Annotated in this window: 27 protein-coding genes and 1 tRNA gene; 8 read left to right on the top strand and 20 right to left on the bottom strand. The window is 38.1% G+C overall.

Annotated elements, in window-relative coordinates; all coding sequences use genetic code 11:
• Nucleotides 1-84: 84 nt before the first annotated feature.
• From PPA04_RS01510 to PPA04_RS01500, 3 genes are all read right to left on the bottom strand, one after another.
• Entirely contained in the window at nt 85-1,080 is a 996-nt protein-coding gene (locus tag PPA04_RS01510) for a D-2-hydroxyacid dehydrogenase (RefSeq protein WP_057782653.1), read from the bottom strand.
• Between the two features lie 72 nt (nt 1,081-1,152).
• Entirely contained in the window at nt 1,153-1,437 is a 285-nt protein-coding gene (locus PPA04_RS01505) for a GIY-YIG nuclease family protein (RefSeq protein ID WP_057782651.1), read from the bottom strand.
• Nucleotides 1,424-2,179, bottom strand: a complete 756-nt coding sequence (locus tag PPA04_RS01500) for a tRNA1(Val) (adenine(37)-N6)-methyltransferase (RefSeq protein WP_057782650.1) — start codon at nt 2,177-2,179, stop codon at nt 1,424-1,426. Before PPA04_RS01500 ends, PPA04_RS01505 begins: the two co-directional genes overlap by 14 nt.
• 85 nt (nt 2,180-2,264) lie before the next feature.
• Here PPA04_RS01500 and PPA04_RS01495 point away from each other — a divergent pair, with 85 nt between their 5' ends.
• Nucleotides 2,265-2,888 carry a lysophospholipid acyltransferase family protein gene (locus tag PPA04_RS01495; RefSeq protein WP_057782648.1) on the top strand — a complete coding sequence of 208 codons (624 nt, stop codon included), beginning with the start codon at nt 2,265-2,267 and terminating at the stop codon, nt 2,886-2,888.
• A gap of 318 nt (nt 2,889-3,206) precedes the next feature.
• On the opposite strand, the gene PPA04_RS01490 is transcribed toward PPA04_RS01495, so the two are convergent.
• From PPA04_RS01490 to PPA04_RS01475, 4 genes are all read right to left on the bottom strand, one after another.
• Complete coding sequence (locus tag PPA04_RS01490; RefSeq protein WP_373295122.1) at nt 3,207-5,000, bottom strand: ABC transporter ATP-binding protein; 1,794 nt, start codon at nt 4,998-5,000, stop codon at nt 3,207-3,209.
• Nucleotides 4,990-6,753: an ABC transporter ATP-binding protein gene (locus tag PPA04_RS01485; RefSeq protein WP_057782646.1), complete on the bottom strand. Its 1,764-nt coding sequence runs from the start codon at nt 6,751-6,753 to the stop codon at nt 4,990-4,992. The genes PPA04_RS01490 and PPA04_RS01485 overlap by 11 nt, the downstream gene beginning before the upstream one ends.
• Nucleotides 6,754-6,863: 110 nt before the next feature.
• Nucleotides 6,864-7,091, bottom strand: a complete 228-nt coding sequence (locus PPA04_RS01480; RefSeq protein WP_057782644.1) for a YneF family protein — start codon at nt 7,089-7,091, stop codon at nt 6,864-6,866.
• A gap of 160 nt (nt 7,092-7,251) precedes the next feature.
• Nucleotides 7,252-7,503 (bottom strand): DUF896 domain-containing protein, encoded by a 252-nt coding sequence (locus tag PPA04_RS01475; protein WP_057782641.1) that lies wholly within the window; start codon nt 7,501-7,503, stop codon nt 7,252-7,254.
• A gap of 137 nt (nt 7,504-7,640) precedes the next feature.
• On the opposite strand from PPA04_RS01475, the gene lexA reads away from it, so the two are divergent.
• A complete protein-coding gene (lexA, locus tag PPA04_RS01470) occupies nt 7,641-8,270 on the top strand; it encodes a transcriptional repressor LexA (protein WP_057782639.1) in 630 nt (209 codons plus the stop codon).
• A 39-nt stretch (nt 8,271-8,309) separates the two neighbouring features.
• On the opposite strand, the gene PPA04_RS01465 is transcribed toward lexA, so the two are convergent.
• Nucleotides 8,310-9,440, bottom strand: coding sequence for a glycerate kinase (locus PPA04_RS01465; RefSeq protein WP_057782637.1), 1,131 nt, complete (start codon nt 9,438-9,440; stop codon nt 8,310-8,312).
• 393 nt (nt 9,441-9,833) lie between these two features.
• Here PPA04_RS01465 and PPA04_RS01460 point away from each other — a divergent pair, with 393 nt between their 5' ends.
• The gene (locus PPA04_RS01460; protein WP_057782633.1) at nt 9,834-10,469 is read left to right on the top strand and encodes a hypothetical protein; all 636 of its coding nucleotides are present in this window, start codon (nt 9,834-9,836) and stop codon (nt 10,467-10,469) included.
• Nucleotides 10,470-10,519: 50 nt separating this feature from the next.
• Here PPA04_RS01460 and PPA04_RS01455 read toward each other — a convergent pair whose 3' ends face one another.
• The gene (locus PPA04_RS01455) at nt 10,520-11,686 is read right to left on the bottom strand and encodes a hydroxymethylglutaryl-CoA synthase (protein ID WP_057782747.1); all 1,167 of its coding nucleotides are present in this window, start codon (nt 11,684-11,686) and stop codon (nt 10,520-10,522) included.
• A gap of 228 nt (nt 11,687-11,914) precedes the next feature.
• Here PPA04_RS01455 and PPA04_RS01450 point away from each other — a divergent pair, with 228 nt between their 5' ends.
• Nucleotides 11,915-13,345 (top strand): DHA2 family efflux MFS transporter permease subunit, encoded by a 1,431-nt coding sequence (locus PPA04_RS01450; protein WP_057782631.1) that lies wholly within the window; start codon nt 11,915-11,917, stop codon nt 13,343-13,345.
• A 127-nt stretch (nt 13,346-13,472) separates the two neighbouring features.
• On the opposite strand, the gene PPA04_RS01445 is transcribed toward PPA04_RS01450, so the two are convergent.
• From PPA04_RS01445 to PPA04_RS01400, 10 genes are all read right to left on the bottom strand, one after another.
• Nucleotides 13,473-13,560: transfer RNA gene (locus PPA04_RS01445), tRNA-Ser, on the bottom strand.
• A 100-nt stretch (nt 13,561-13,660) separates the two neighbouring features.
• Nucleotides 13,661-14,773, bottom strand: coding sequence for an NADH-dependent flavin oxidoreductase (locus tag PPA04_RS01440; RefSeq protein WP_057782629.1), 1,113 nt, complete (start codon nt 14,771-14,773; stop codon nt 13,661-13,663).
• Between the two features lie 71 nt (nt 14,774-14,844).
• Complete coding sequence (locus tag PPA04_RS01435; protein WP_057782627.1) at nt 14,845-15,228, bottom strand: MerR family transcriptional regulator; 384 nt, start codon at nt 15,226-15,228, stop codon at nt 14,845-14,847.
• A gap of 175 nt (nt 15,229-15,403) precedes the next feature.
• Entirely contained in the window at nt 15,404-16,450 is a 1,047-nt protein-coding gene (locus tag PPA04_RS01430) for a zinc-binding dehydrogenase (RefSeq protein WP_057782625.1), read from the bottom strand.
• 235 nt (nt 16,451-16,685) lie between these two features.
• Entirely contained in the window at nt 16,686-17,471 is a 786-nt protein-coding gene (locus PPA04_RS01425) for a glucose-1-dehydrogenase (RefSeq protein ID WP_057782623.1), read from the bottom strand.
• 13 nt (nt 17,472-17,484) lie between these two features.
• Nucleotides 17,485-18,345 carry a GRP family sugar transporter gene (locus tag PPA04_RS01420; protein WP_057782621.1) on the bottom strand — a complete coding sequence of 287 codons (861 nt, stop codon included), beginning with the start codon at nt 18,343-18,345 and terminating at the stop codon, nt 17,485-17,487.
• A gap of 80 nt (nt 18,346-18,425) precedes the next feature.
• A complete protein-coding gene (locus PPA04_RS01415; RefSeq protein WP_057782619.1) occupies nt 18,426-18,776 on the bottom strand; it encodes a cyclophilin-like fold protein in 351 nt (116 codons plus the stop codon).
• A 148-nt stretch (nt 18,777-18,924) separates the two neighbouring features.
• Entirely contained in the window at nt 18,925-19,686 is a 762-nt protein-coding gene (locus PPA04_RS01410; protein ID WP_147206679.1) for a carboxymuconolactone decarboxylase family protein, read from the bottom strand.
• A 114-nt stretch (nt 19,687-19,800) separates the two neighbouring features.
• Nucleotides 19,801-20,964: an MFS transporter gene (locus PPA04_RS01405; RefSeq protein WP_057782616.1), complete on the bottom strand. Its 1,164-nt coding sequence runs from the start codon at nt 20,962-20,964 to the stop codon at nt 19,801-19,803.
• A gap of 326 nt (nt 20,965-21,290) precedes the next feature.
• Complete coding sequence (locus PPA04_RS01400; protein WP_057782614.1) at nt 21,291-21,884, bottom strand: TetR/AcrR family transcriptional regulator; 594 nt, start codon at nt 21,882-21,884, stop codon at nt 21,291-21,293.
• A 172-nt stretch (nt 21,885-22,056) separates the two neighbouring features.
• On the opposite strand from PPA04_RS01400, the gene PPA04_RS01395 reads away from it, so the two are divergent.
• Complete coding sequence (locus PPA04_RS01395) at nt 22,057-22,491, top strand: MerR family transcriptional regulator (RefSeq protein WP_057782612.1); 435 nt, start codon at nt 22,057-22,059, stop codon at nt 22,489-22,491.
• Nucleotides 22,492-22,684: 193 nt separating this feature from the next.
• A complete protein-coding gene (locus tag PPA04_RS01390; protein ID WP_057782610.1) occupies nt 22,685-23,554 on the top strand; it encodes a DegV family protein in 870 nt (289 codons plus the stop codon).
• A gap of 50 nt (nt 23,555-23,604) precedes the next feature.
• Here the strand turns inward: PPA04_RS01390 and PPA04_RS01385 are convergent, their stop codons facing one another.
• Complete coding sequence (locus tag PPA04_RS01385) at nt 23,605-24,081, bottom strand: MerR family transcriptional regulator (RefSeq protein ID WP_057782608.1); 477 nt, start codon at nt 24,079-24,081, stop codon at nt 23,605-23,607.
• 89 nt (nt 24,082-24,170) lie between these two features.
• Between PPA04_RS01385 and PPA04_RS01380 the strand changes: the two genes are divergently transcribed.
• Complete coding sequence (locus tag PPA04_RS01380) at nt 24,171-25,001, top strand: oxidoreductase (RefSeq protein WP_057782606.1); 831 nt, start codon at nt 24,171-24,173, stop codon at nt 24,999-25,001.
• Nucleotides 25,002-25,036: 35 nt separating this feature from the next.
• Entirely contained in the window at nt 25,037-25,765 is a 729-nt protein-coding gene (locus PPA04_RS01375) for an SDR family oxidoreductase (RefSeq protein WP_057782603.1), read from the top strand.
• The last annotated feature ends 103 nt before the right edge of the window (nt 25,766-25,868 follow it).

Here is a 25,868-nt window from a genome sequence, read left to right as displayed (position 1 = left end):
TCATTTTTATGCCGTTCAGAGCAAAAAAAAGTTTACACACCTTAATAATGTGTAAACTCTTTGAATCAATTGTACTTAATCAAATTAGTCAAAGCTAACTTCGTTGTCAGCCTTACCATTTTCGATGAAGCTCTTGTTGTTGTTTAATGAAATTTGAACCATGTTCTTAACAGCTTTTGTTGTATAGAATGCTGCATGTGGTGTAATCAAAACATTGTCACGAGCAAACAAATTATTGAAAACATCATCAGTAATCTTTTCACCTTTATGGTCAACATCAAAGATACCGACTTCATTTTCGTAGGTATCAAGGCCAGCACCAGCAACCTTACCATTATCAAGGGCACGAATCAATGCATCAGTATCAATTAGTGAGCCACGAGCATAGTTGAGGATATAAACGCCATCTTTCATCTTGCTGAAGGCATCATCGTTCAACATATGATAGTTATCCTTCAAAGCAGGAACATGCAATGTAATGACATCAGCTTGAGCGTAGATTTCGTCCAAGGTGTCAACATAAATTCCTTCTTTTTCCAATTCAGGATTACGGAAAACATCATAGCCAATAACCTTAGCACCGAAGCCTTTGAAGATGTCCATTGCAGCACGACCAATACGGCCAGTACCAACGACACCAACAGTTAATTCGTTGAGTTCTTGAGCAATGTCTGGAGCCCAACGGAAGTCACCCTTAGACATCTTATCTTCAAATGTTGGGATACGACGTAATAAGGACATCAAACCAGTAACAGATAATTCTGCGATTGCGCTTGGTGAGTATGCAGGTACGTTAGAAACTTTGATATTGTATTTCTTAACGGATTCAACTGGTACATTATCAACACCAACATTACGTAAGGAGAATGCATGGATTCCAAATTCATCCATCTTCTTAAAGATGCCATCAGTATAAGGTTTTTGCTGATAAGCAACAACCCCATCATAACCCTTGGCTAAATCAATATTGTCTTCAGTTAAAAGCTCTGGAACAGCCTTTACTTCAACACTGTTGTCTTTAACCCATTCATCCAAATATGGTTTTTCATCATCACGAATACCATAAGCAATAATTTTCATTACAAAAATTCCTCCTTAACAAATGTATCTTTAGTATAGCACATCGATAAAAATTAAAGTTAACTTTCCTAATCAATGTACTTGAACACCATGTTCATGTAAAAATTCTAGTTTGTTTTCTCTAGCTTGATGTTTAAAATGGTACTCGGCACTCAAAGCGTCATGTTTGTTGTCAAAAGTTTCATAGTATATCAAACGCACTGGTCTGCGTTTTTTCATGCGCGTGTACTTAGCGCCCTTTCCTGCATTGTGAGTTGCCACACGGGCTTTTACATCCACAGTAAATCCTCCATACAAAGTGCCATCCGCACATAACAAAACATAAAAGAAATACTGACGATTTTTATTTTTTTCCATATAAAAATCCTTTAACCTCTTGCGAGTATTCTTCACCCTCATATTCATACAACGGATCCATGAATCGGATTCCATCTGGCCGTCCATCTTTAATCGCTTCAATCAAAACCATATTGGCTTCATTATGCGGACGTGGATAGACTAATCGAATCCTTTTGGGTGCTAGTCGATTTCGTTTTAAGGTTTCTAAAATTTCTAAAAAACGGTCCGGGCGATGAACTAAAAATAACTTGCCGTTCATTTTTAATAGACCTGAAGATACCTTCAAAACTTGATTAAGGGTTGTTTTCACCTCGTGTCGTGCAATTGCCAGATAAGGATTAGGATTTTTCTTACTGGTAGTCTGATTGCGAAAATATGGTGGATTACAAAGCACATAATCATAAGAATCTTTATTAAACTTTTGGAAGGTGTCTGCAAGATCTAAGTTATACATTTTGACACGATTTCCTAGCTGATTTAATTGAATACTTCGGTCACCCATGTCTGCAAGCCTATGTTGTAATTCAAGCTGGTCAATTGATCCCTTTGTCTTTTGACTCGCAAATAATCCCACGGCGCCATTACCCGCGCATAAGTCCATCACTTTAGTTTTTGGCGAGTTTTTTAATTCAGCGAAACTCGCCAACAAAACAGCGTCTAATGAAAACGAGAAAACATCTGGGCTTTGAATTATTTTAATATCCTGACTGTAAAGCTGATCAATTCTTTCGTTTTTCTTTAAAATATCGGTATCTTTCATTTTTTCCTCTTATTCATTACTTGCAACAATTTTGGTTTTTGTTCATACTTAAGCTATTAATTCAGTATGACAGGAGAATCATATAGTGGTTTATTCATTTTTAAGAGTTTTAATACGAGTATTATTATACATTATCAATGGACGTCCCCATTACTTAAATCGCAAAAATCTTCCAAAAGGGTCTTACATTTTAGTTGGACCCCATCGCACCTGGTTTGATCCAATTTATTACGCGCTGGCAGCCAGTCCAAAGAAATTTTCGTTCATGGCTAAAGAAGAACTATTCAAAAACCCAATTATTCGTTGGATACTGGTCCACTGCTATGCTTTTTCAGTAAACCGAACAAATCCAGGTCCTTCAGCAATCAAAACACCCGTTAATATTCTTCGGCAAGGAAAATTATCCATGATTATCTTTCCGTCCGGATCACGTCATACGCAACATTTAAAGGGTGGTGCTGTAGTCATTGCCAAGATGGCAAATGTGCCACTTATCCCCACTGTGTATCAAGGTCCCCTAACATTTAAAACACTTTTTTCTAGAAAAAGGGCAACGGTAAATTTTGGAGAACCCATTCAAATCGATCGCAAACAACGGATGGATGAAGCTGGTCGTAATGCACTTGATGCACAACTTCAAAATGCATTCAATAAGCTTGATAAAGAGATCAATCCAGACTTTAAATATGTGGATGTTTCTAAAAAATAAAAAATCTGTAAACAGTTAAATCTAGCACTGTTTACAGATTTTTTATTAGGCATCTAAAGGTTGAAAGTATCAAAATTATTATATCAGTGTGTTGCTTGCAGAGATTAGATTTAGTCTAGAAACAAATGGGATCAGCAGTGTCGTTTATCTTAGTGGGTTTAGGCCGAGCTTGGAGACGTGACTTTCGGCCCCAAGCTTGGCCTAAACCCACTACGTTCCAGGCCAATTTTGCTGGAAGACGGCATTTTATCTAACTTTGCTGCCATGAACGTTTTCGTATCAAGCAACAAGATAAATTTTTGTAGTTTCAACCTTTAGTTAGCCGTCAAATTGCGTATTTCCTTGCAACTCGTACATATCATAATACATACCGTGTTTAGCCAACAATTCATCATGAGTGCCTCGTTCAATAATTTTGCCATGCTTTAGAACTAAGATTTGGTTAGCATCTTGAATTGTTGATAATCGATGCGCAATCACCAGCGAAGTTCGACTCTGACTCATCTTTCTTAAACTACCTTGAATCATGTCTTCAGTTTCTGTATCAATATGAGCAGTTGCCTCATCCAAAATTAGAATCTTAGGATCACTCACAATGGTACGAGCAAATGAAATCAACTGGCGTTGACCACCCGAATATTCAGCACCACGTTCAATCACCTTGTTATGATACCCCCTAGGCAATTCTTCAATAAACTTGTCAGCTTGGACAAATCGTGCTGCTTGCCGGATATCATCATCGCTAATCTCATCATTATACATTCGAATATTTGAAGCAATATCGCCATAAAACAAAAACGGCTCTTGTAAAACTAGCCCAATTTTCTTGCGTAATTCCTCTGGTGCATACTCGCGAATGTCGTGTCCATCAACTAATATTTGACCCGATTGAAATTCGTAAAAACGCATCAACAAATTAATTGTGGAACTCTTGCCACTTCCAGTAGAACCAACTAACGCTACTGTCTCCCCTGGATTCACAGTGAAATTAATATCATTCAAAACATCGTTTTCACCATCGTAGGAAAAAGTGACATGCTTAAACTCAATTTTTCCTTCAGTAATTTTCAAATCTGATTTTACATTTTGTTTAGGTTCAAAACTCTGATTGTCCAATATTCTTAAAATTCGGGTGCTGGCAACCAGACCATCTTGGAAAGTAGACAAATAGTCCATCATGGATGACATAGGATTATAAAAGCTATCGATGTAACTTACAAACGCATAAATCACACCAGCAGCCACAGGATTTTTGAACGCATCAATTCCAAACAGCCCAAGTGCAATAACAACTCCCAACGCATACATCAAATTGATAATCGGATTAAGCAGCAACGAGTTCATGCGAATCATTGAAAAACGTGCGAATAAATAGTCATTATTTGTTTTTTCAAATTTTGATTCAATTCGTTTTTCTTGGCGAAACTGTTGAATAACACCAATTCCCACAAGCGATTCACTGATCTTAGTATTCAATTGACTTAGGTTTTCGCGCATTCGACGATACACTGTTGAACTATATTTTTGATAAAACCAGATAATAAATACTAAAAACGGTAGCAAGGCTAATGTTGCCCATGTGATTTTCACACTAGTCGTAAACATGGCAACCAATGCTGAAGCCATACCAAAAACGCCAACAATCAACGTTAAAAATAAAGTCCAAAAGTCTTGCAAACTCATCGTATCATTAGTAACTCGCGATACAATTGAACCTGCTGGAGTTGCATCAAAATAGCTCATACCTAATTTGTGTAGTTTCTGAAAAAGCAACACGCGGACACGCTCCAAAGTTCTTTCAGCTCCCATTGCATAAAGAAACGTTTGGCCAAATTGAAAAACAGCCTGCAAAACTGCACCTAAAAAGTAAAGTCCAGCAAACAAAAACATAATTGAAAGCGGTGTCGATGTGTGAACCAAGTAATGATCCATATAAAACTGAATTAAGCGAGGTAACAAAATGTTAATCACACTCACAATACCCGCAAAAACAATTGCAACGAGAAATTGCTTCAAAAAAGGCTTTGTGAACGGCGTCATCCGTTTGATCGTGTGAAACTGCTCTTTGGTAGTCATTGTGTGCGACCAAATTGATTCTTTTTTATTCTGCACTTAAGTCACCTTCTTTTTCGATTTTTGTTTCCATTTGTTGACGATGGAACATGTCTTGATACCAACCAGGTTGACTAACCAATTGTGAATGGGTTCCTCTTTGGATAATTCTTCCATTATCTAGAACCAAAATTTCATTCGCATTCATTACACTGCTTAACCGATGAGCCGCAATAATAGTAGTTTTATCTTTCCTTTCTTGGCGAAGTTCCTGTAAAATGGCATGCTCAGTTTCTCCATCAACTGCAGATAAAGCGTCATCTAAAAGAAGGACTTCGGGATTAATAATTAAAGCGCGAGCAATTGCCAAACGTTGCCGTTGGCCTCCTGATAGTGATACTCCTTGTTCCCCAACTTCAGTATCAAATTGATTTGGCTGATCTAAAATATCCGCGTACAGATCACTCTTTTTTGCGGCCGCAACAACTTCATCATCCGTCGCATCAAAATCACCAAATCGAATATTGTTTTTGATTGTATCCGAAAATAAAAAGCTTTCTTCTGGCACATAACCTAAAGAAGGTAAGTATGAATTCAAGGCATAGTCCTTGATATTAATTCCGCCAACGGTGATAGCTCCTTTATAATCATCAAACTCGCGTAAGATCAATTTCATCAATGTTGATTTTCCAGTTCCAACTTTCCCAACTAGACCAATTGTATTTCCAGCGGGAAGTTTAAAGTGCACATCATTTAAACTGCTATTTTCATCTCCCGGGTATGTGAAAGACTGAATATTAAAGTCCAGATCACCAGTTGCCCGTTTTTGAACCGCATGTTTATCATCAATAATGCTTGACTTAGCGTGGAGTAATAAATTAACCCGGTCATAACTTGCATTTCCACGTTCCATAATGTTGAACAAGTTACCAATCGCAAACATTGGCCAAATCAACATCGTAATGTAGGAAATGAAAGAAACCAATTGACCAATATTAATCACATTGTGAACAACAAATGAACCACCAAGAACCAAAGTAATCATGTAAGAAATCCCGATTAAAACAGTTGTCATTGGATTAAAAAGTGCGTCCAACATATTAACTTTTCGATTAATTTGAATTGTTTGGTCAACTAACTTTTTGAAATCATCAATATCTTCTTGGTCTTGTCCAAGGGATTTGATGACCTTAATCCCCATGATGCTCTCTTGGGTTTTATTATTTAATCGTGAAAATGCTGCCTGTGACTTTCGGAAAGCAATATGGATCTTGGTTCCCAAGTAACCGGCACTAATCGCTAACAAAGGAAATGGAATCATAGCTAATAGGGTTAAGCGCCAATCAACCAATGCCATCATTGCAATAATGGTTGTAATCCCAGTAATAATTGAATCCGCAAACGACAAAATTCCAGACCCTGCTACTTGCTGAATGGCCTGTAAATCGTTGGTTGCGTGGGCCATTAAATCACCAGTTCGGTGCTCCTGATAAAAAGTTTGATCCATTTGCATATAATGGTTAAATAACCGACTTCTTAGCGTTTTTTCAAGGCGTGCAGCTCCGCCAAAAATCCGTGACCGCCATGTGTACCGGAAAATATATTGTAAAAAGCCCACAGCAGCAAGAATTAGTAGTGAAATTGTTAAAGAAAAACCTGTTAAACCTCTGGTACTGATTTCTTGAACTAAATTACCAATGATTTTTGGCGGAATAACATTTAAAACCGCGACAAGCAAGAGAAAAATAACGCCAATTAAATAATTCCATTTTTCTATTTTAAAAAACCAACCCAATTTTCGAAAAATTGACACGACTGCCCCTCCTATTTATAACTAGCTAAAAGTCATATTCCCCAATTTTTGGCAACAAAAAAAGGACAAAAATAATCTTTGTCCTTTATCATTAATAAAATTGTTTAAAACTACTTTTGATGTTTAGCTTGGTTCTGCATTGAATTCATCATTTGATGCAATTTCTTTTGCGATGGTTTTTGTCCCATTTGCAACATCATAGTCCGCAACATTTCTTCATTGATCGGAGGATTATTTTTAAGATAACTTTCCATATATTTACGAGCAGCAAAAAAACCACCGACTGCCCCAAGTAATAACGCGATAATAACAATTACAATCCAAATTCCAGTTGACAAAGTCCTAACCTCCTAACAAATATGTATACTAATTCATAGTACACAAAATATCCACAAAATAAAAGAGGTAGTATCGATTTATTTCTCCATACCTCTCATTTTAGCATTAATTTTAAATAAGAAAAGATTAAAATGACATTATAAAACAGAAAAATTGAATTTAATCATCTCTTAAACCCTTTTTACGTTGAACTTTTTTTACTTTTTCTGGCGTAACTTCTTTACCGCTCTTGTCAAAGATACGCATCATTTCGACTTGGCTCTTAAATCCAGCTCGGAACCGTTTTAAATATTTTTGTCGCAACTCTTTACGTTCGATAATTTCTAAATCCGTTAATCCTTCAGCTTTAGCCTTGTGTGCTAACTCATTAATCCGTTTGATTAATTTTTGAAACTCTTCATCCTCTGCCAATACAATCACTCCCGATTTCTTTAAACATAATTCTACACTGTTGCATTAATTTTTTCAAAAAATTAAACCGAACATTTGTTTGAATACACTAAGGTCATATGGTAAAATGAAAACAAGAAAATGCGAGGTGCGCAATTATGTCAAAAACATCTGAAAGCAAGCAAGAGGCTGTACTGCGATACATATATGACAACGTAAATGAGAAAGGCTACCCACCAACTGTGCGTGAAATTGGTGAGGCAGTTTCACTTTCCTCGACATCTACAGTTCACGGCCACATTGAACGGCTGCAAAAAAAAGGATTTTTACAAAAAGATCCAACAAAACCACGTGCGTTAGAAATTACTCCTCTTGGTCTCGAAGAACTTGGAGTTAGTGCCACACCACATAAGATTCCCGTTCTTGGAACAGTTACTGCAGGTGTGCCAATTCTAGCAGTTGAAGAAGCAACAGATTTTTTCCCGTTGCCACCAGAGTTTGAACATGAAGATGGTGAATTGTTCATGTTAACAATTCGCGGGGAAAGTATGATTCAAGCTGGCATTTTAAATGGTGATCAAGTTATTGTGCGCAAACAGACTTCAGCCGACAATGGTGATATCGTCATTGCAATGACCGATGAAAATGAAGCAACCTGCAAGCGGTTCTTCAAGGAATCTGATCACATCCGTTTGCAACCTGAAAACGATACAATGGCTCCAATAATTCTTCAAAATGTCAGCATTCTTGGCCGTGTCGTTGGCCTCTATCGTGATCAAATCTATTAAAAGATAAAAAAGCTCGAGAATTAATGATTCTCGCGCTTTTTATTTTTCAGGAAGATAATCTGTGGCTAACCAACGAGCAGTTTCTTGAATATTTACTGAGCCGTTTTGTAACGTTCGTTTATCAATTGGTACCTCATCATTAATGTTTTTAACCAGTTGAATATTTTTAGGTAAATTCGTCAGATTTGGTGCAATCTTACCCGCCAACACAATTACCTGACAAGATGGATTCCATTTCAAACAAGCACTTGCAACACCAAACGGAACTTTCCCATTTCTGGACTGTGTATCAAAAGACCCCTCTCCAGTTATGACATAATTAGCATCCTGACAAAGTTTCTCGAATTGACTAATTTCTAATACTTTATCAATGCCAGAATCCAGTTCAGCGTTAAAAAAAGATTTTAACCCATAACTTAATCCACCAGCTCCACCGGTTCCCCAGTCATTAGCATAATTTGTATGCAATTTTTTTTGGACAATTTTAGACAAATGTTTTAAATTATTTTCGAGTTCAATGACATTTTCGGGTGTAGCCCCTTTTTGAGGGCCAAAAATTTTAGAAGCTCCTTTTTCCCCCAAAAGCGGATTGCCAACATCATTCAAAACAAAAATCGGTGGGATTGAGGACATATTTCGTGGCTTAACTATCTTTTCAAGATCCTTCAACCCAACGTTTCCTAATTGAATAGACTCACCTTGCCCATCTAAAAATTGATAGCCAAGTGCCATTGCAGCACCAACCCCACCATCATTGGTTGCACTACCGCCAACACCTATAAAAATCTTTTCAGGACCATACTGCAAACAAGCTTTAATTAGTTGACCTGTACCAAAAGTAGAAGTCTTCATGGCATCAAGTTCAGCAGTTTTTAAGTGTTCAATTCCACTCGCTGATGCCATATCGATGACAGCAGTTTTTTGATCCTTAGTCATCCCAAATTGAGCCTTAATTGATCTTCCAAGCGCATCCTCAACCTCTAATGTATGCGTTGAACCACCCAGATGACTCATAAGTGCCACCATTGTTCCCTCACCACCATCAGCAATTGGCAATGGAACACAATCTAAATTTGGTCGAGCTTTTGTTAATCCTGCCACAATATGCTCCGTGGCCACTTTGGCAGTCATACTATTTTTGAAAGAATCCGGCGCCACAATAATCTTCATGATAAGCCTCATTTGTAATTTTCTTTGTTAATATTGACTCGGAGTAACCGAATTGGTATGCAATTCTTTGCTTCAACAACTGTATTATACTGAATTAATGCAGCTTTGTAACGCTCACGGTAATTAACTTGCAGAATTTCAATTACCAACTTTGTCCTTAAAATATTCATAATTTTGCCAATGAATGGATAATCTAAATCATCACACTTTTTACATTTTACCAACATCCCAATCTTGAATCTAGTTAGCATATTAATCGCCACCATTTATTAGTATATCCTCATGATAACAATAAGTATTGTCGTCAATCAATTGACAAGCCTCGTTTATACGATTGTACTTTGGTATGGTTTGCGCGATAATATAAGAAAATGACCTGTGAGGGGAATATTTATGTTATTTTTGTTCATTATGGCAATATTTGCACTCATTTTGTCCATTCTAAGACTAAGTATGGTTATCCAAAATGGCGAACGCTTATTTTCACCGATTCTTTTTATTGTGGTCTGTCTAGGCCTAATTATTTTCAGTGGCTTTAATTTACCTTTCTGGCAAAAATCAAAGTCATCAACGCAGTCCACTGCAACTTCAAGTTCAGTTCAGACTACTTCAAAATCTACAAAGAAGTTTGCAAGCACATTTTCAAGTGCAGGTGCTAATGCGTTTCCTGACGAGACTAACAAGCAAAAAAAAGCAGCTCAATCCGTCAAAGAAAACAATATTCTAGCCTCACTACAAAAAAATTATTCTGGAACTGGAACTGTCACTTTCAGTAGAACGGCCAAAGCGTTTTATGTAAAACCAACAAATAAAGATTTTGTGAGCTCGTTGAAATCTTTAATCAAAACACCGTCTAACGCAAAGGACGCAAACTTTGATCAAGTTGTGACCAACTTTAAAAAGCTCTCCTTATCAATCAAAAAGAATTTAGGAAGTAACTATCAAGTTTCACTAATGAATCCAAATAATACTTCAAAACCTATTTTGACTGCTAAAGACGGAACAATCACTTATAATTATTTTCAATAAAAGTAATGTCATCAAAAAAGATCGCCCGATAAAATATCAGGCGACTTTTTTTAACGTTTTTGATATTGACGCTGTTGATCTTTTTGCCCAGCCAGATAAAACTTTGCAGAGTCTTTTTCATAATCTGTCACAAAGTCAGCATCTGACAATGGCATTTGAGACTTAAACATTTTTTCGTAATCTGGAATTGATAATTCTTCGCGGTTACTTAAAACATTGGTGATTGTGGATTCATGCAGGGCTTGCTTATAGTTTAATTGCACCGTAGCTACATAAAACTCACCCTCTGCACCAGATCCGTAACTGAATAATCCAATTTTTTGAGTTTCATTTAAGCTCTCACTATTCACTAGTAATGATAACAAACTCAAGTATAAAGAGCCCGTATACAGATTGCCTACTTGGCGATTAAAAACGCGAGAATACTCAAATTCACGTAACAACTGATTGGCATGGCTCTCATCCGTTTCTGGCAAGATCGCCCTTAAGGCCTTCAACCCCATTTTCGTATAAGGTAAATGAAAAACTAAGGCTTGTAAATCAGAAATCTCTAGACCGTGTTGTTTTTGGTACTGTGCGAATGTCTGTTGGAAAAACTCGATGTACTGTTTTGAAGAATACTTACCATCCACTAATGCTTCTGTTGCATAAAGTGGTCGCCAAAAATCCATGATGTCTGCTACATAATGGGCAGAACCGTTCTCAATTGCTAAAATGCGCGGATTAGCACTGATAACAACGGCCATTGCCCCACCACCTTGAGTAGGTTCACCGGCATTGTGCAGTCCATATCGAGCAATATCTGCCCCCACTACCAAAACTTGGCTATCAGGATGAGCCAAAACATGGTCTTTAGCTAGCTGGATCCCCGCCGTCATGGCATAACAGGCCTGTTTCAACTCCACGCTCTGAATTGTGTTGGGTAACCCTAATAAACGTTGCAGATAAATTGCCGCTGACTTGGAATTATCAATCCCAGATTCAGTCCCGAATAAAATAAGATCAATTTTTTTACGATTATCATCGTTTACAATTTGATCGGCCGCATTTGCTGCCATCGTAACGGCATCTTGAGAATTTGGAATAACCGCTTGTTTAGTCTGACCAATCCCAATTAAATATTTGTCGGGCTCTTCATTTCGTGCTCGCGCTAATTTTGCCATGTCGACATACCATTTGGGTGTGTAGAATCCAATTTTATCTATTCCAACCTTCATCATCGTTATCCTCCATTTTCCGTATCCATAAATCGTTGTTACCTATTTTAGCATAGATAATTCTCTTAGCTCCAACTTATCGCAAGCGCGTTTAGGAAACCTTAAAATGTCAAAAGTCGCTTGTAAAACGCTTACTTACAGTTTTTTGGCGTAAAAAACTTACGTGAAGAAAAAAACTATGATAGTGTAATCAATTGTCTGGTAAAAAGAGAAAAGGAGTTTTTAGTTATGTCAGAAAGTTCGGAAAATAAACAAGTTGCACCGTCAGCAACTGTACCTGTTAAACATCCTATGCTTGCCATGATGGGTATGTTAATTGGAGGGTTTGTCGGCATGTTAAGTGAAACATCCCTTAACATTGCATTGCCAAGCCTGATGACGAAGTTAAACGTTAGTGTTGGGACAATTCAATGGTTGGTCACAGGTTACATGTTGATCATTGGGATTGTGCTCCCACTTTCAAGTTTACTGACCAAATGGTTTTCAACCCGTCAGTTAATCATTTTCGGGTTAATTGATTTCATTGTTGGTTCCATCATTTCGGCTGTCGCACCCACTTTTGCGATATTGTTAATCGGCCGAATGATTCAAGGAATTGCTACTGGTTTGGTCTTACCATTAATGTTTACAGTTGCCACCTTGATCTTCCCACCGTATAAGTTGGGAACTGCAATGGGTTTGATTGGTTTAGTTATTATGTTTGCCCCAGCCATTGGTCCTACATTGTCAGGAATCATTTTAGGTGTTCTTTCATGGCGGTGGATCTTTTGGTTGTTTGTTCCATTTTTACTCATTGGAACATTTTTTGCCATTAAATATTTACCAAATGTAAACAACTTAACTAAGCCAAAAATTGATATCTTCTCAATTTTATTGTCAACAATTGGTTTCGGTGGACTTGTAACTGCTGTAAGTATGGCAAGTAATTATGGATGGGGATCAGCAACTGTTTTAATTACATTAGTTGTGTCACTATTAGTCCTTGCCGCTTACATCTACCGACAATTACATTCAGATGCCCCAATTTTAAACTTTCACGTTTTCCAACGGCCAAACTTTAGAATTGGTGCCATCCTGGTTATGCTAGATTTCGGGATTATTTTATCTTCAATGTACTTACTTCCTATGTTCTGGCAAAATGGATTAGCCATCGCAGTCGCATTGACTGGGATCGTTATGCTGCCAGGTGGTGTCGCAAATGCGATATTCTCTGCGGTTTCTGGCCGTCTTTACGATCGTTTCGGTGCCCGTTTGCTAGCCTTACTTGGTTTCTTCATCGTCATTATTGGTGTTGTGATGTTGTTACTAGCAAATTCAAATTCTGCCGTTTGGTATGTCATCCTTGCTCACATTGTCATTATGATTGGTGCCCCTGTTGCGATGTCACCAACTCAAACATTTGGATTAAATGCATTGGACGCCCGTACTGCTGGTGATGGCAGTACCATTATGAATACTTTCCAACAAATTATCGGTGCTATCTCAACAGCCGTTGCGACAAGTTTATTAGGACTTGGCCAACACGCTTCATCTGCGCCTTTAAATTCACAAAACGCATTTACTAACGGTGTACACTATGGTCTTATTTTCCCATTGGCACTCGCTGTAATTGCATTCTTACTTTCATTTACAATCAATGATAAATCAGAAAGCAAATAAATTTTATAGGTCCAAACTCAAAACGCTCATTCAGTGAAAATTCTGAATAAGCGTTTTAATTTTTTATTATATCTCGTAACCAAAAAAGAAACGCGGTTAAATTCAGCGTTTCTTTATCTTACTCATAAGGAGAGTACAGGATTTGAACCTGCGCGCCGGTATTAGCCGGTTCGCCGGATTTCGAGTCCGGTGCATTACCACTCTGCCAACTCTCCAGAACTACTGAATAAGTATACCAAAAAATCGAGAAATTGGCAAAAATGGTTATTTTACGATTTAAGCAGAAAACATACGAAATATGCAAAGCAATCATCCCTACTTCGTAAATTGAAAAGCAAATACTCCTAAATCTTTAATCTTACTAAACATTGACTCAGGTAATTTGATTGACTCAATTTCACTGGCTGATAAATTCAAAGACAGGTTTTTCTGCTCAAATAAATCAGGATTGGCAACCAAAGCAGAACCCACCGCAACTAAATCTAAACCATCGGCCAGTCCAACTGCCATCCTTTCCAATGAATTAAACGAACCAGCTGCAATCAAAGGAACCCGATGATTCACTAGTTTTGAAATTCGTTGAATAAACGGTTCAGTATTTGTACTATTATGCTCATGGTCACTTAATGCATCCCCTAATGAAAGATGTAAATAACTAACTTGTTTAGCAACCAAATTTTCAATAAGGGGTTCAGTATCATTTAAACTCAACCCATCATTTTCTCGTTCTTCGAGGCTAATTCGATAGCCAATGATGAAGGAATCGTCCGCATACTTCGCAGCAACTTTTTTGACTTCATCAACTACAGCCATTGCGAAACGTAACCGATTTTTTAAACTACCGCCCCACTTGTCATCACGGCGATTATAATGCGGTGACAAAAAATTTTGGATCAAAAACCCATGTGCACCGTGAATTTCAAAACCGTTAAACCCAGCGTCAATTGCACGTTTGGTGGCAGAGCCAAAATCTCTGATAACCTGTAGTATTTCTGATTCTTCCAAAGCTCGTGACGTTTGCTCAGGTGCAAAAGCAGTTTTGTATGCCAAAACTGCACTAGCACTGACCACATCCTGATTTGAAATAAATTCTGGTAGAGCTTTATTGCCAGAATGATTTAATTGCAAAACAGCTTTAGCACCACCAGCCTTGATTGCTGTGGCTAACTTGGTCAATCCAGGAATAAACCGATCTGCATACACGGCCAACTCGTTTGCAAAACCAACACCATTTTCTTGAACGTGACTTGACCCTGTAATTACCATGCCAACACTTTTGGCACAAGCACCATAATAGGCAACTTCTTTTTCAGAAACTGTTTGATCATCATGCCTGGACCACGTTGTCATTGGTGACATCACAATATGATTTTTTAAAGTTACCTGATTATTTAAGGAAAATGCTTCTTGTAATTTTAAATTATTCATTTCTATATCCTCTTTTCTGTATTCCAACATAGAAAAGAATAAACCTTCAAGTCGTCTTGAAGGCAAGTGTTTTATTTCAATTTTTCGGATATCCGTTCCATTTGTTTAGCATGTTGCTCATAAGTTGCAATTTTTGTATCGAGAAAATCATGCGTATTTTGTAGTGCCTGCATCTTTTGCTCTAACACGTGCTGTTGCTCAATCAAAATTTGTTTGCGTTGCTCCTCAGTTTGTTCACCCTGTTGAGCTAAAAGCGCATACTCTTTTAATACGTCAATTGAAATGTCTGTTTCACGCATGCATTTTGCAAAATTTACCCACTCTAAATCAATCGCATCATAATCCCGATAACCACTAGAATTTCGATGAACGGGCGGAATTAGTCCCACTTCCTCATAGTACCTTAATGTTGGTGCGGGTAAATCAAATTTTTCACTAACTGTTCGAATATTCACATTAATCGACCTCCATTTATTAAAACAAAAAAGCCAACCAAATTGTCAGCTTTAACTTAATTGCTGTCATCATAATAAAACAAGATCAGAGAGATTCCTAATTATTGAAATAACATTTTACGTTTTATAACAAACAAGCTGGAGAAAAGCAACTTTTTCCCAGCTTGTTCAAAAATTAATCAGAAACAACTACCATTGCCTTAATTGTTTTACGATTTTGCATGTCTTGATAGGCTTGGTTAATATCATCCAAACCGTATGTCTTAGTGAAGACTCGACCAGGGTTAATATTACCATCAAGAACGGCCTTAAGCAGAAATTGTTTATCGTAAGTCGTTACTGAAGCCGAACCACCGGCAACTAAGATATTTTTCGCAAATGTTGAACCTAAAGCATGGTTATTATAATGTGGAACACCCACGTAACCAATTCGACCACCATTATGCAGCACTCCGAGTGCTTGTTCAATAGCAGCTTGCGTGCCAACACATTCAAGAGCAGCATCCGCACCGCCACCAAGAATCTCACGAACTTTGGCAATACCTACCTCGCCACGCTCAGCAACAACAGCAGTAGCTCCGGATTGGAGTGCTATTTGTTGACGATCTTCGTGACGACTCATCAAAACAATTTGTGAAGCACCACGCAATTTTGCCGCAATCACCGCACATTGACCAACGGCGCCGTCACCGATGACGACCACTTTATCGCCCTTTTGGACATTGGCACAACGCGCCGCATGATAACCAGTTGGCATCACATCAGCTAAAGTTGTAAGCGATTTGATCATTCCTTCTGTGTAATCAGATGGTTGTCCAGGAATTTTGATCAAAGCCCAGTTGCCATACTGGAAGCGAATATATTCTGATTGAAAACCATTAGACCAGTTCGTCCCACCTTGGTGACGATCACAAGTCCCATCAAAGCCAGCCAGACAAGCATCACATTCTCCACAACCATGGGTGAAAGGTGCAATCACAAAGTCACCTGGTTTCACAGTTGTAATTGCCGAGCCAATTTCTTCAACAATACCAATGGCTTCATGACCATCATTAATCGAATGTGCTTCTTTGTTGTCACCATGCGCATAAGCCCATAGATCAGAACCACAAACACAAGCTCGAACGACTTTGATGATCACGTCATCATCAGCCTGAAGACTTGGTTTGTCAACATTTTGTACTGTCACTAAACCGGCCTTTTCAAAAATTGCAGATTTCATAAGTATCACACTCTGAACAATCGAACATTCGTAAGTACCGAATTGCTCGATGCTCAATTCCTTTCAAATTTAATATACTTCTTTAATAACATTAATTTTTACACCTGTCAAAATTTTAAAAAGTTACTCATAAACAAGAGACTAAACTTTCAAATTAATACCAAAATGTTCAACAAGTCTCTTAGCATATTTCATATGATCAAAACTCATTCTTATTTTAATTTAAGATATGTGTTTAACCTTGACCATCCTTAAATGCTGGATATAAAGTCATCCCACCATCAATAAATAATGTAATGCCTGTCACATAACTTGATTCGTCAGAGGCCAGCCAAGCTGCGCCGGCGGCAACCTCTTCCGGTGTACCAATGCGATTCATTGGCACCATTGAAACCGTTTGATCATATTGTGCTTTATCAGCGAATTTTTTAGCATTAATTGGCGTGTTGATGGCACCAGGACCAATGGCATTGACGCGGATACCATCCTTGGCGTATTCCATAGCAATTGTTTGCGTGAATAACTTTACGCCACCTTTTGCAGCTGCGTAACTAGCAAATGTTGGCCAAGGAATTCGTTCATGAACCGATGACATATTGATGATATTACCTTTTTTATTGTGAGCTTTGAAATAAGCTAACGCTGTCTTCGATCCCAAGAAGACACCAGTTTGGTCAATGGAAACGACTTTGTTCCAAGCATCTAATGAAAGTTCGTGGGTTGCTGATTTGATTTCCATACCGGCGTTGTTGACCCAGACATCTAGGTCGCCGAAGTTATCTAGAGCAGCTTGTAATAATGCTTGATTACCTTCTTCAGTAGAAACATTTGCTTGCACGATAACAGCTTTACCACAATTTGCAATTACCTGGTCAGCAGCCTTTTGTGCCCCAACCGGATCGCTATTATAATTAACGACGACAGCCATTTTTTCTTGACCAAAACGGGTAGCAATCGCATTCCCAATGCCTTTAGATCCGCCAGTAATAACCGCGACTTTTCTCTCTAAATCTGTATACATTTTAAGTACCCCCTTAAATAACTGTTGTAATAATTGCACCAACGACAATTAATACTAACCCAATAACAGTAAATCTCAGTTCACGCCGACTCTTCCTTTCATGTAAGAACACCATACCGCCAACGGTCGAAATAACAACAGACAATTGTGAAACAACAAAAGCTGTATTTACACCATTATCATGAATAGACAGAATATAAGTGATCGCTGCAAAAGAAAAAATGATGCCAGCTAGTAAGCTTTGCCAACTAGCCTTTTCCCGTAACACTTGCAGTTGTCGCGTAAAAACGATATAAATCAACACCGCCAACACCATACCAACCGACTCTGGCAAGAAAATTGCTAAACCAGAGGCCACCATTGCTTTAGGAATTGAGTTATATACCAGAAAACCAATCGTTGTCAAAATTAACATAATCAAAGTACTAGTTTGACTTTTTTGTTGGTCAATTTGAACACCATGATCATGAATAGCCGTCATGAAAATACCGATAATTAACAGTACAATTCCAACAACACCAAGAATTTTAGCGTTAACTGCGCCCCATTCACCAAACAATAACACGCCAATCAATGATGTGCCGATCAACTGTAATCCGGTAGAAATTGGCATTGTCTGAGAAACTCCAATTGCCCGATAAGCGTTGTATTGGCCTAACTGACCGATAATCCAAAACGCACCGGCTAATGCTGCCAATACAAAATTACTGACTGAGATTTGTGGACGCAAAATAAAGTAGACAATAACACTCATAAGTAACGTACCAAGCGCAGTTCCAAAAATTTGATTCACTGGTCGCCCGTTGACCTTAGCAACTGCTAGAGGCAAGATTCCCCAAGCAATAGCTGGTAGCAACATCATAAGAAGACTCACAGCCGCACCTCCATTTATTAATTACTCAACTTTCTAAGTTCATACTAATACCTTACAGTAACTTTAAGTCAAGTATTAAATTAATCATTACTCAATTTGACAGTCAATTCAGACTGGGCGTCCCGCAATAATCTGACAAAAGTTGACTCTAATTCACCTAAGTAAATCATCTTAAAGGGCGTAATATCAGCGTCCTGCAACTGAAAAGAGAGGACATTCCAATCCTCATAATAATATAATCCACCAGCATGAATTTGTGCCGTTGTTGTGACGCCAACAGTTACCGGCTGAAATGCTAGTTTAGCATAGTACTCAATGTCTCCCCGACGCTGCAACGTTAACGTTTGTGGAAACTTTTTTTGAATTGCTGCAGCTGTATGATTCTTCTCGGGTTCTAATGGATATGCGGATTCATTAAATGTGATTTTCATTGTCAACTGACCTTTCTGGTTAAAACTTATTTAATTGCTTGATTATCTTAGCAGGTGTAACTACTACAATACTAGTCGCCAGGATTTTTTGTTTAACAACACCACCAGTAGTAACACCTTGTACCGTACTTACCTTAATTTTTTCAGTTTAAGCTTGCTTTTCCGGTAAAACTTCATTTAACAGACTCAAAGCCGTCAAACTACGTGGATAACCAATAAATGGTAACAACACAGTGACGACTGAAAGCAGCGTTTCCTTGCTATTACCTACGTTGGCATTAGCCGCAATATGACCTTTAGCTTGAGGATCAGCGCCACCCATGGAAATCAGCATGGCAAAGGTCAATAATTCCCGTGTTTTTACGTCCAAACCGTTACGGGTATAAAAATCACCAAAACAGTTATCAGCTAAAAATGTAGCGAAATGTTTTTGACTGGCTGGTGCGGTTTTTAACATATTATCAACCGTATCCCCAACTATTCCTCTGACCGTTGCCAAACCTTTTTCATAACGATTATCTGGATCTGTTGTTGCTTGACCTTCAAGTGGCAATTTGATCCCGCGTTCCGTCAATACTTCATTGGTTGCTTGCAAGAAATCAAAGACTTTACCTAAACCAGCATAAGGTACTGCCTGATAAACAATTTCCTTAGCTTCAATCGGTGTTACGCCAATATTTAAAGCTCCATTCAACATGGCCTTATATTCATTGACACATTGCATAGCGATCAATGAGGCTAGGGTCACCTGCATGCGTAATTTTAAATCTAGATCCTGATACTTTAAAATTTCATCAAAAGTGAAATTATCGAAAACTTCAATAAATTCCGGATCGGTTTGTTTCAGTGTTGAAACCAAGCCAGGAAATAAGTGTTCATGATTTTGTTGTGCCGTTTTGCTAATTGCCATAATTTTGACCTCCAAAAATTAATTTGTTTTTAATTCAAAGCTAGCTTATACCCTTGCAGTTACTGTAAGGCAACCTTTAATTATCTTTTTTTAAATAAACATTCATCCGCAAAATTATTTAGCCACATTGGCTGACCGTCGCCAACTAATAAAGGCAAAGACCACCGCTAAAATGACAAATACCAGCGTATTGAGCCAGAACAAGTTTTGGATACTGGCAATGTGCAAACTATTTTGTAACAACAAAGCGGTATAAGGCGATAAAGAGCCAGCTAAGTTGTAGGCAATCAAGATCAGTGACGTTGCTAAAGTATTGCCGCTACCTTCTAAATTGACGGCGTTTAGAACCCAAGGGAAGAATAAGCGTGCGCCGATTCCAGTCAAAAAGCCACCAATTACTGTTAACCAAGTCGCATTGGACACTGCAATGGCCACCATTGCCAGCGTTAATGCGGTAAAGGCAACGATCAAAATACGATCCTTTAAACAAGTGAATAAACGGCCAAATAGTAGCCCACCAAGTATGGCACCAAGACTTAAGGCTAAAATTACGTAGCTCGCTGAAGTCGCAGTACCGTAACCTGCACTGACCATCAACGTTGGAACCTTGATCCCCATGATCATGTAAAAAGTGATCACAACAAAGGTCAAAATGAGATAACCAAAAATTGCTTTCGGTAAATGAGAAGACTGCTGCGCCGTTTTTTGTTGCGGCTGCGCCTTAGGAATACGTGGCACAAACAGCGCAAACATTACAAATGCTGGTACCGTGATCACATAGGCCCAAAACGACATATGCCAATTAAAACGGACTAATTGGCCCGCGATAAAGGTGACTAAAACGCCACCTAACCCTTCAAAAGTACTTTGAAAGCCTAAAGTTTGTGACCGTTCTGACCCTTGGAAAAAGTAGCTGATGATACTGACCAATAAAGAATTGAACAGCCCCACCCCAAAACCAAATGCCGCCCGTGATAACATCAATAAGGGAAAGCTGGTGATCATAATTGGCGCCAAACCAGCAATCACTGTAATAGCAACCCCGACTAAAACCGTCTGTTTCAAACCAATTTTACGAGCGACCCAGTTACTTAATAAAATTGCGATCAATAAAAATAATGATGGAATCGTCGTCAATAATTCAATTTGAGCTAAAGGTACGCTGGGAAAAGCTTTCGCTAATACCGGAATATTCGCATTGATTGCCGGTGCCGAAGCTGTAATCACCGACACCAATAAAATCGATAATTTAGTTAATACTTGTTGTTGCTTAGTCATTTGTAACCACTCCTAACCATTTTTTAATTGCTTTTGTTGCCGCTGTATAACAATATCGTGTACCGTATAATTAGCGTATATGGCTGTACTACCACTAACTCATAACCATACCTATTTGTGAATATTGAGCTTACGCTTCGGTATTATCTGCTACGAAAAACATAATCAATGTCTGTGCACTACGCCATGGTGCTACATGAGCATTAATATTTGTGACATTGCAAATAATGGCACGACCTTTCAATAAATTCATCAGTAATTCTAATAAAAATGACTAATGGTCATATTTTGGCATTAAGTTAACCGCCAATTTCTGGCGGTTATTTTCACTCTTTAACTAAATACGGTCCTAATAAACTGGGTAATTGTAGCGCGCAAAAGCGTTTAACCGTAGCAACTGGATCAAGTGTTTCCGACGTAATACACCAGGTTAAAATTACGCCATATAATTGCGTCAACAATAATTGAGCTAACTGATGAACCGGTGTCGCGATTTTCAATTGGTTAAGGTCAATTAGTTTCATCAACAGGCGCTCAAAGGATTGGACATCAAATTGCCACTTTGCATTGTTAGCAGATGAAGCGCTGATATAACGTACCCACTGGCGAGCCAACCCGATTTTAGAATCTGCAATCACGGTCATAAAATCAACTAGATACCGCTGGATATTAGAAAGTGGATCATCATTTGTTAACTCGGTTGTCCGAGCTGTAATCGGGGCAAAACGCTGCTTACTCAGTTCAAAAATCAGGTCTTCCTTACGGTCAAAATAATTGTAAAAGGTGCCCTTTGCAATACCACTGGCCTTAACGATCGCATCAACCGAAATATTCTCGTAACCATGTTGCACGATCAACTGATTAGCCGTACTGATCAACTTTTTCCGTGTCGCGATCGCATTATCTTCACGTTTTCCCACTTCACTCACCTCAAAAATTAGTATACAATAGTTTAGTTCAAAAAAACAATGACTAATAGTCATATATTATAATTGAATTTTTTTCCATTGATAACGTTTATAATCAAATTTTGCACAGCTTATGCCACGGTGAGTTACAATTAAGTTATAAAAATTTAGGACGGGTGTAAAAATGAATATTAAAGAAGCTAGCAAACAAACTGGCGTTTCTTCTGCTGCCATTCGCTACTATGAAAAAGAACTATTAATTCCTGCAATTGATCGTAGTGACACTGGTAATCGTGAAATTGATGCCCGAATTATTCGCCGTATCAATTTTGTTAAAAAGATGCGGGCAGCCGGGATGACCATTGAAAATTTACGGCGTTTCATTGAATTGTTTGATTCAAAGAATGATACCAATAAGGAACAAACTGCATTGTTGAAAGAACAATTAAATGACATGGAAAAAAAGCGCGATGATCTACAATTGGCCATTGACCATTTACACTACAAACTGGATCATTACTATGATCACGTAGTTGCGTCAGAAAAAGAATTACAGGACTTAGATCGGCAACACAAAGAACAGGTTGCCAATTCTACTAAAATTAAATCAAATTTTTAGCATTTACGACCTAGGAAAACGACCAGCAAGACATCTCAATTTTGCTGGTCGTTTCCTTGGTCTACAGTATCCTTTAGTAACTCTAAACTATATACTTTTACAGTCTTTCAACTTCATTACAATTGATTGCAATTGCCTTTACCTACACAATGAGCGTACAATGTGACGGTAACTATAAGCAAGGGAGAACATCATGTATCAGTTATTAACAGATTCAGCCGTCGATTTACCTTATCAACTTCTGGCTGATAATAATATAAAGTTTGTGTCCATGCACGTCACGATTGGTAGCTCCGAATATACGGATGATTTAGAACACCATTTCAATTTAACTAACTTTTATCAAAAAATTAGTCAGGGTATCATGCCATCAACAACTCAAATTAATATCGGTCAATTTATTGAATTTTTTAAACCTTATGTAAAGGCCAATATACCTATCTTGTACCTTGGCTTTTCGTCAGGCCTAAGTGGTACGTTTAATAACGCCCAACAGGCAAAGAAAATGTTAGTGCACGCCTATCCAAATGCACAAATCTATCTAGTTGATTCTCTGGCAGCATGTTGTGGTGAAGGCTTGATGCTTCTTGACGCGATTGATCGGCAAAATTCAGGCATGAAAATTGATGAGCTAGCTAACTGGCTGATTAATAACCGGTTGCATTACCGTCAGTGGTTTACCGTGGATGATCTTAATTATCTATATCATGGTGGTCGAGTTTCGCGAACCTCAGCAGCTGTGGGATCACTTTTACAGATCAAACCAGTGATGGATGTTGACACGCGTGGTCATTTACGACCAGTTAAAAAAGTTCGGTCTCGACGGCGGTCACTAGAAGCCCTTGCTGCAAATACCGTCAAGGAACTTGAAAACAAATACGACCCCAGAATTCTTATTGCAACAAGTGCTGATGATAAGGCTGCCAGAATTGTTCGGAATCATATTTATAAGCTTGTCCCAAATGCACAGATTTTGTTAGAACATATTGGGCCTACAATTGCCAGTCACACTGGTTTGGGCTGTGTTGCAGTTTTTTCATTTGCAAAAACAAAACGTCAATAATAGGAAAAAAGACTGTGAAAGTTTTACAACTTTTCAGTCTTTTTTTACCTTTATAAATCAATCAGATCATGAATATCAGAAGTTTCTCGCAATTTCTCTTTGTACTGATCGTGAGTCGTTGGATCCACAAAATTGGTTCCGGGTGTAAAATGAATGGCTTCCGTGCCGGCTTCCACAGACGTTTTATAATACCATTTTTTAAATCGCAAAAAATCCAATCGAGCTTGCATTTCTTGAACCTTTTTTTCTAAAACTTGTTCCTCATTATCAAGATAATCATAACGTTTTTTTAAAGTTCCATCACCTTGCAAACACATATTAATAAACTTAGCAATGTCTTTAACAGGTACCCCACTCTTCTTCAAGCACTGTATAACTTCCAAAAAATTGAAATCATTATCCTTAAATTTTCGTCTTCCAGCTTCATCACGATCCACAAACGGTAAAAGCCCCTTTTTATCGTAAAACCGTAATGTTGACGGATTAGTACCAATTTTTTCGGCAGCTTCTCCAATTGAATATCTCAAAATATTATCTCACATTCATTTGACTTAAACCTCTGTTTAAGTCGTATTCTAACCTAGAATCAAGAAATAAAAAAGAGGAGATCTTATTTATGACTAACAAAACTTGGCTTATTACCGGAACTTCAAGTGGGTTTGGTAAAGCTCTAGCAACTTTACTAGCAAAAAAAGGTACTGTGAATTTAGTCGCGACTGCACGTAATATTGAAAAATTACACTACTTAGATGAATTTAATCATGGTCAGATTCAAAAACTAACATTGGATGTGACAAATCAGCATGAAATTCAAGCCGTTGTTGAAAAAACAAACACCATATTTGGCACAATTGACGTTTTGGTTAACAACGCTGGTTTAGGCTACTTTGGTACTTTTGAAGAAAGTAATCGTAAAACCGTTAAATATATGTTTGCTGTTAATGTTTGGGGATTAGTTGATATGACTCGTAGTGTTTTACCCACTATGCGCAAACAAAAATCAGGAATTATCATCAACTTTTCCTCAATTGGTGGATTATTTTCATTCCCAACTCTTTCGTTTTATCATGGCTCAAAGTATGCCGTCGAAGGTATCAGTGAATCGTTAGCCAAGGAAGTTGCCGACTGCAATATTAAAGTAATGCTAATTGAACCGAGTGGCTTTCGTACAGACTGGGCTGGCCGATCCTCAAAGAAAATTTTGCCCCAAATTGCCGATTATCAACAATTTAAAGACTTCATAGAAAATAATAAAAATGGGGCGCATCACGAGGCTGGTGATCCAAACAAGGCTGCCGAAATTATTTACGATCAGGCAAATGATTTGCCTTTACGCCTCCCTCTTGGAAGGTTTGCTACCGACACTGCAATAAAAAAATATTCAGACACTTTAGCACAATTCAAGAAACACCATGATATTTCCGTATCGGCTGATCAACCAGAATAAAATAAATTAAAATTTTTAAGAAAGAGGCTCATATTATGGGAAAATTAGATGGAAAAGTTGCGATTATTACTGGTGCAAGCTCAGGTTTTGGCCGGGGAACTGCTCTTGTTTTTGCCGCAGTTGGTTGTAACCTAGTTTTGACAGCACGAAGAAAAGATCGACTTCAAGAAGTTACCGACATGTGTAAAAAGATGGGTGTTAAGGCTGTCTACTACGCTGGTGACGCTAGAGAAGAACAAACAGCAACCAAAACCGTTAAGTTAGCAATACAAACCTTTGGCAAAATTGACATTCTGGTAAACAATGCTGGAATTGGTCGTACGCTTTCAATCACCGATACCACAATGGCGGATTACAATTTAGTCATGGATACCAACGTAAGAAGCGCCTTTGCCTTCACAAAACAAACCGTCCCTACAATGGTAAAACAACATGATGGTCAAATCATTATGGTCTCATCTGTAACTGGAGTTGTGGGTCATGCTGATGAAACTGCCTACACTTGTGGCAAGTTTGCCCTGCGAGGCCTAGGACAAGCATTAGACAAAGAATTATTAGATAAAGGTATCAGAACCTGTGTTTTCTGTCCTCATGCTGGTGCCACCGAATTTGAGGTTGGCTTTGGTAGAACCAAAGAAGGTGTTGCTAAATCTGGCTTTTTGACACCAGAAGATGTTGGCCAGGCTTTATTAAGTGTTTGCACACAAACTAAAAACTCACGCATCGTTGAATTACGATTAGCATCAAATAACGTCAAGTATTAAAGCAGAATGAACTATTGGGTACAGCGTTCTGTCCGCTGGTTTCAACCCTTGCTAATAGGGTTTACAAATTAAATAAGGAGAGGAAAGCTTTTTTGAATTCTTT

The sequence above is a fragment of the Pediococcus parvulus genome, from assembly GCF_007990205.1.
In the GTDB taxonomy this organism is placed as follows: Bacteria; Bacillota; Bacilli; order Lactobacillales; family Lactobacillaceae; genus Pediococcus; species Pediococcus parvulus.
This window is presented reverse-complemented; position numbering and strand designations above follow the sequence as displayed.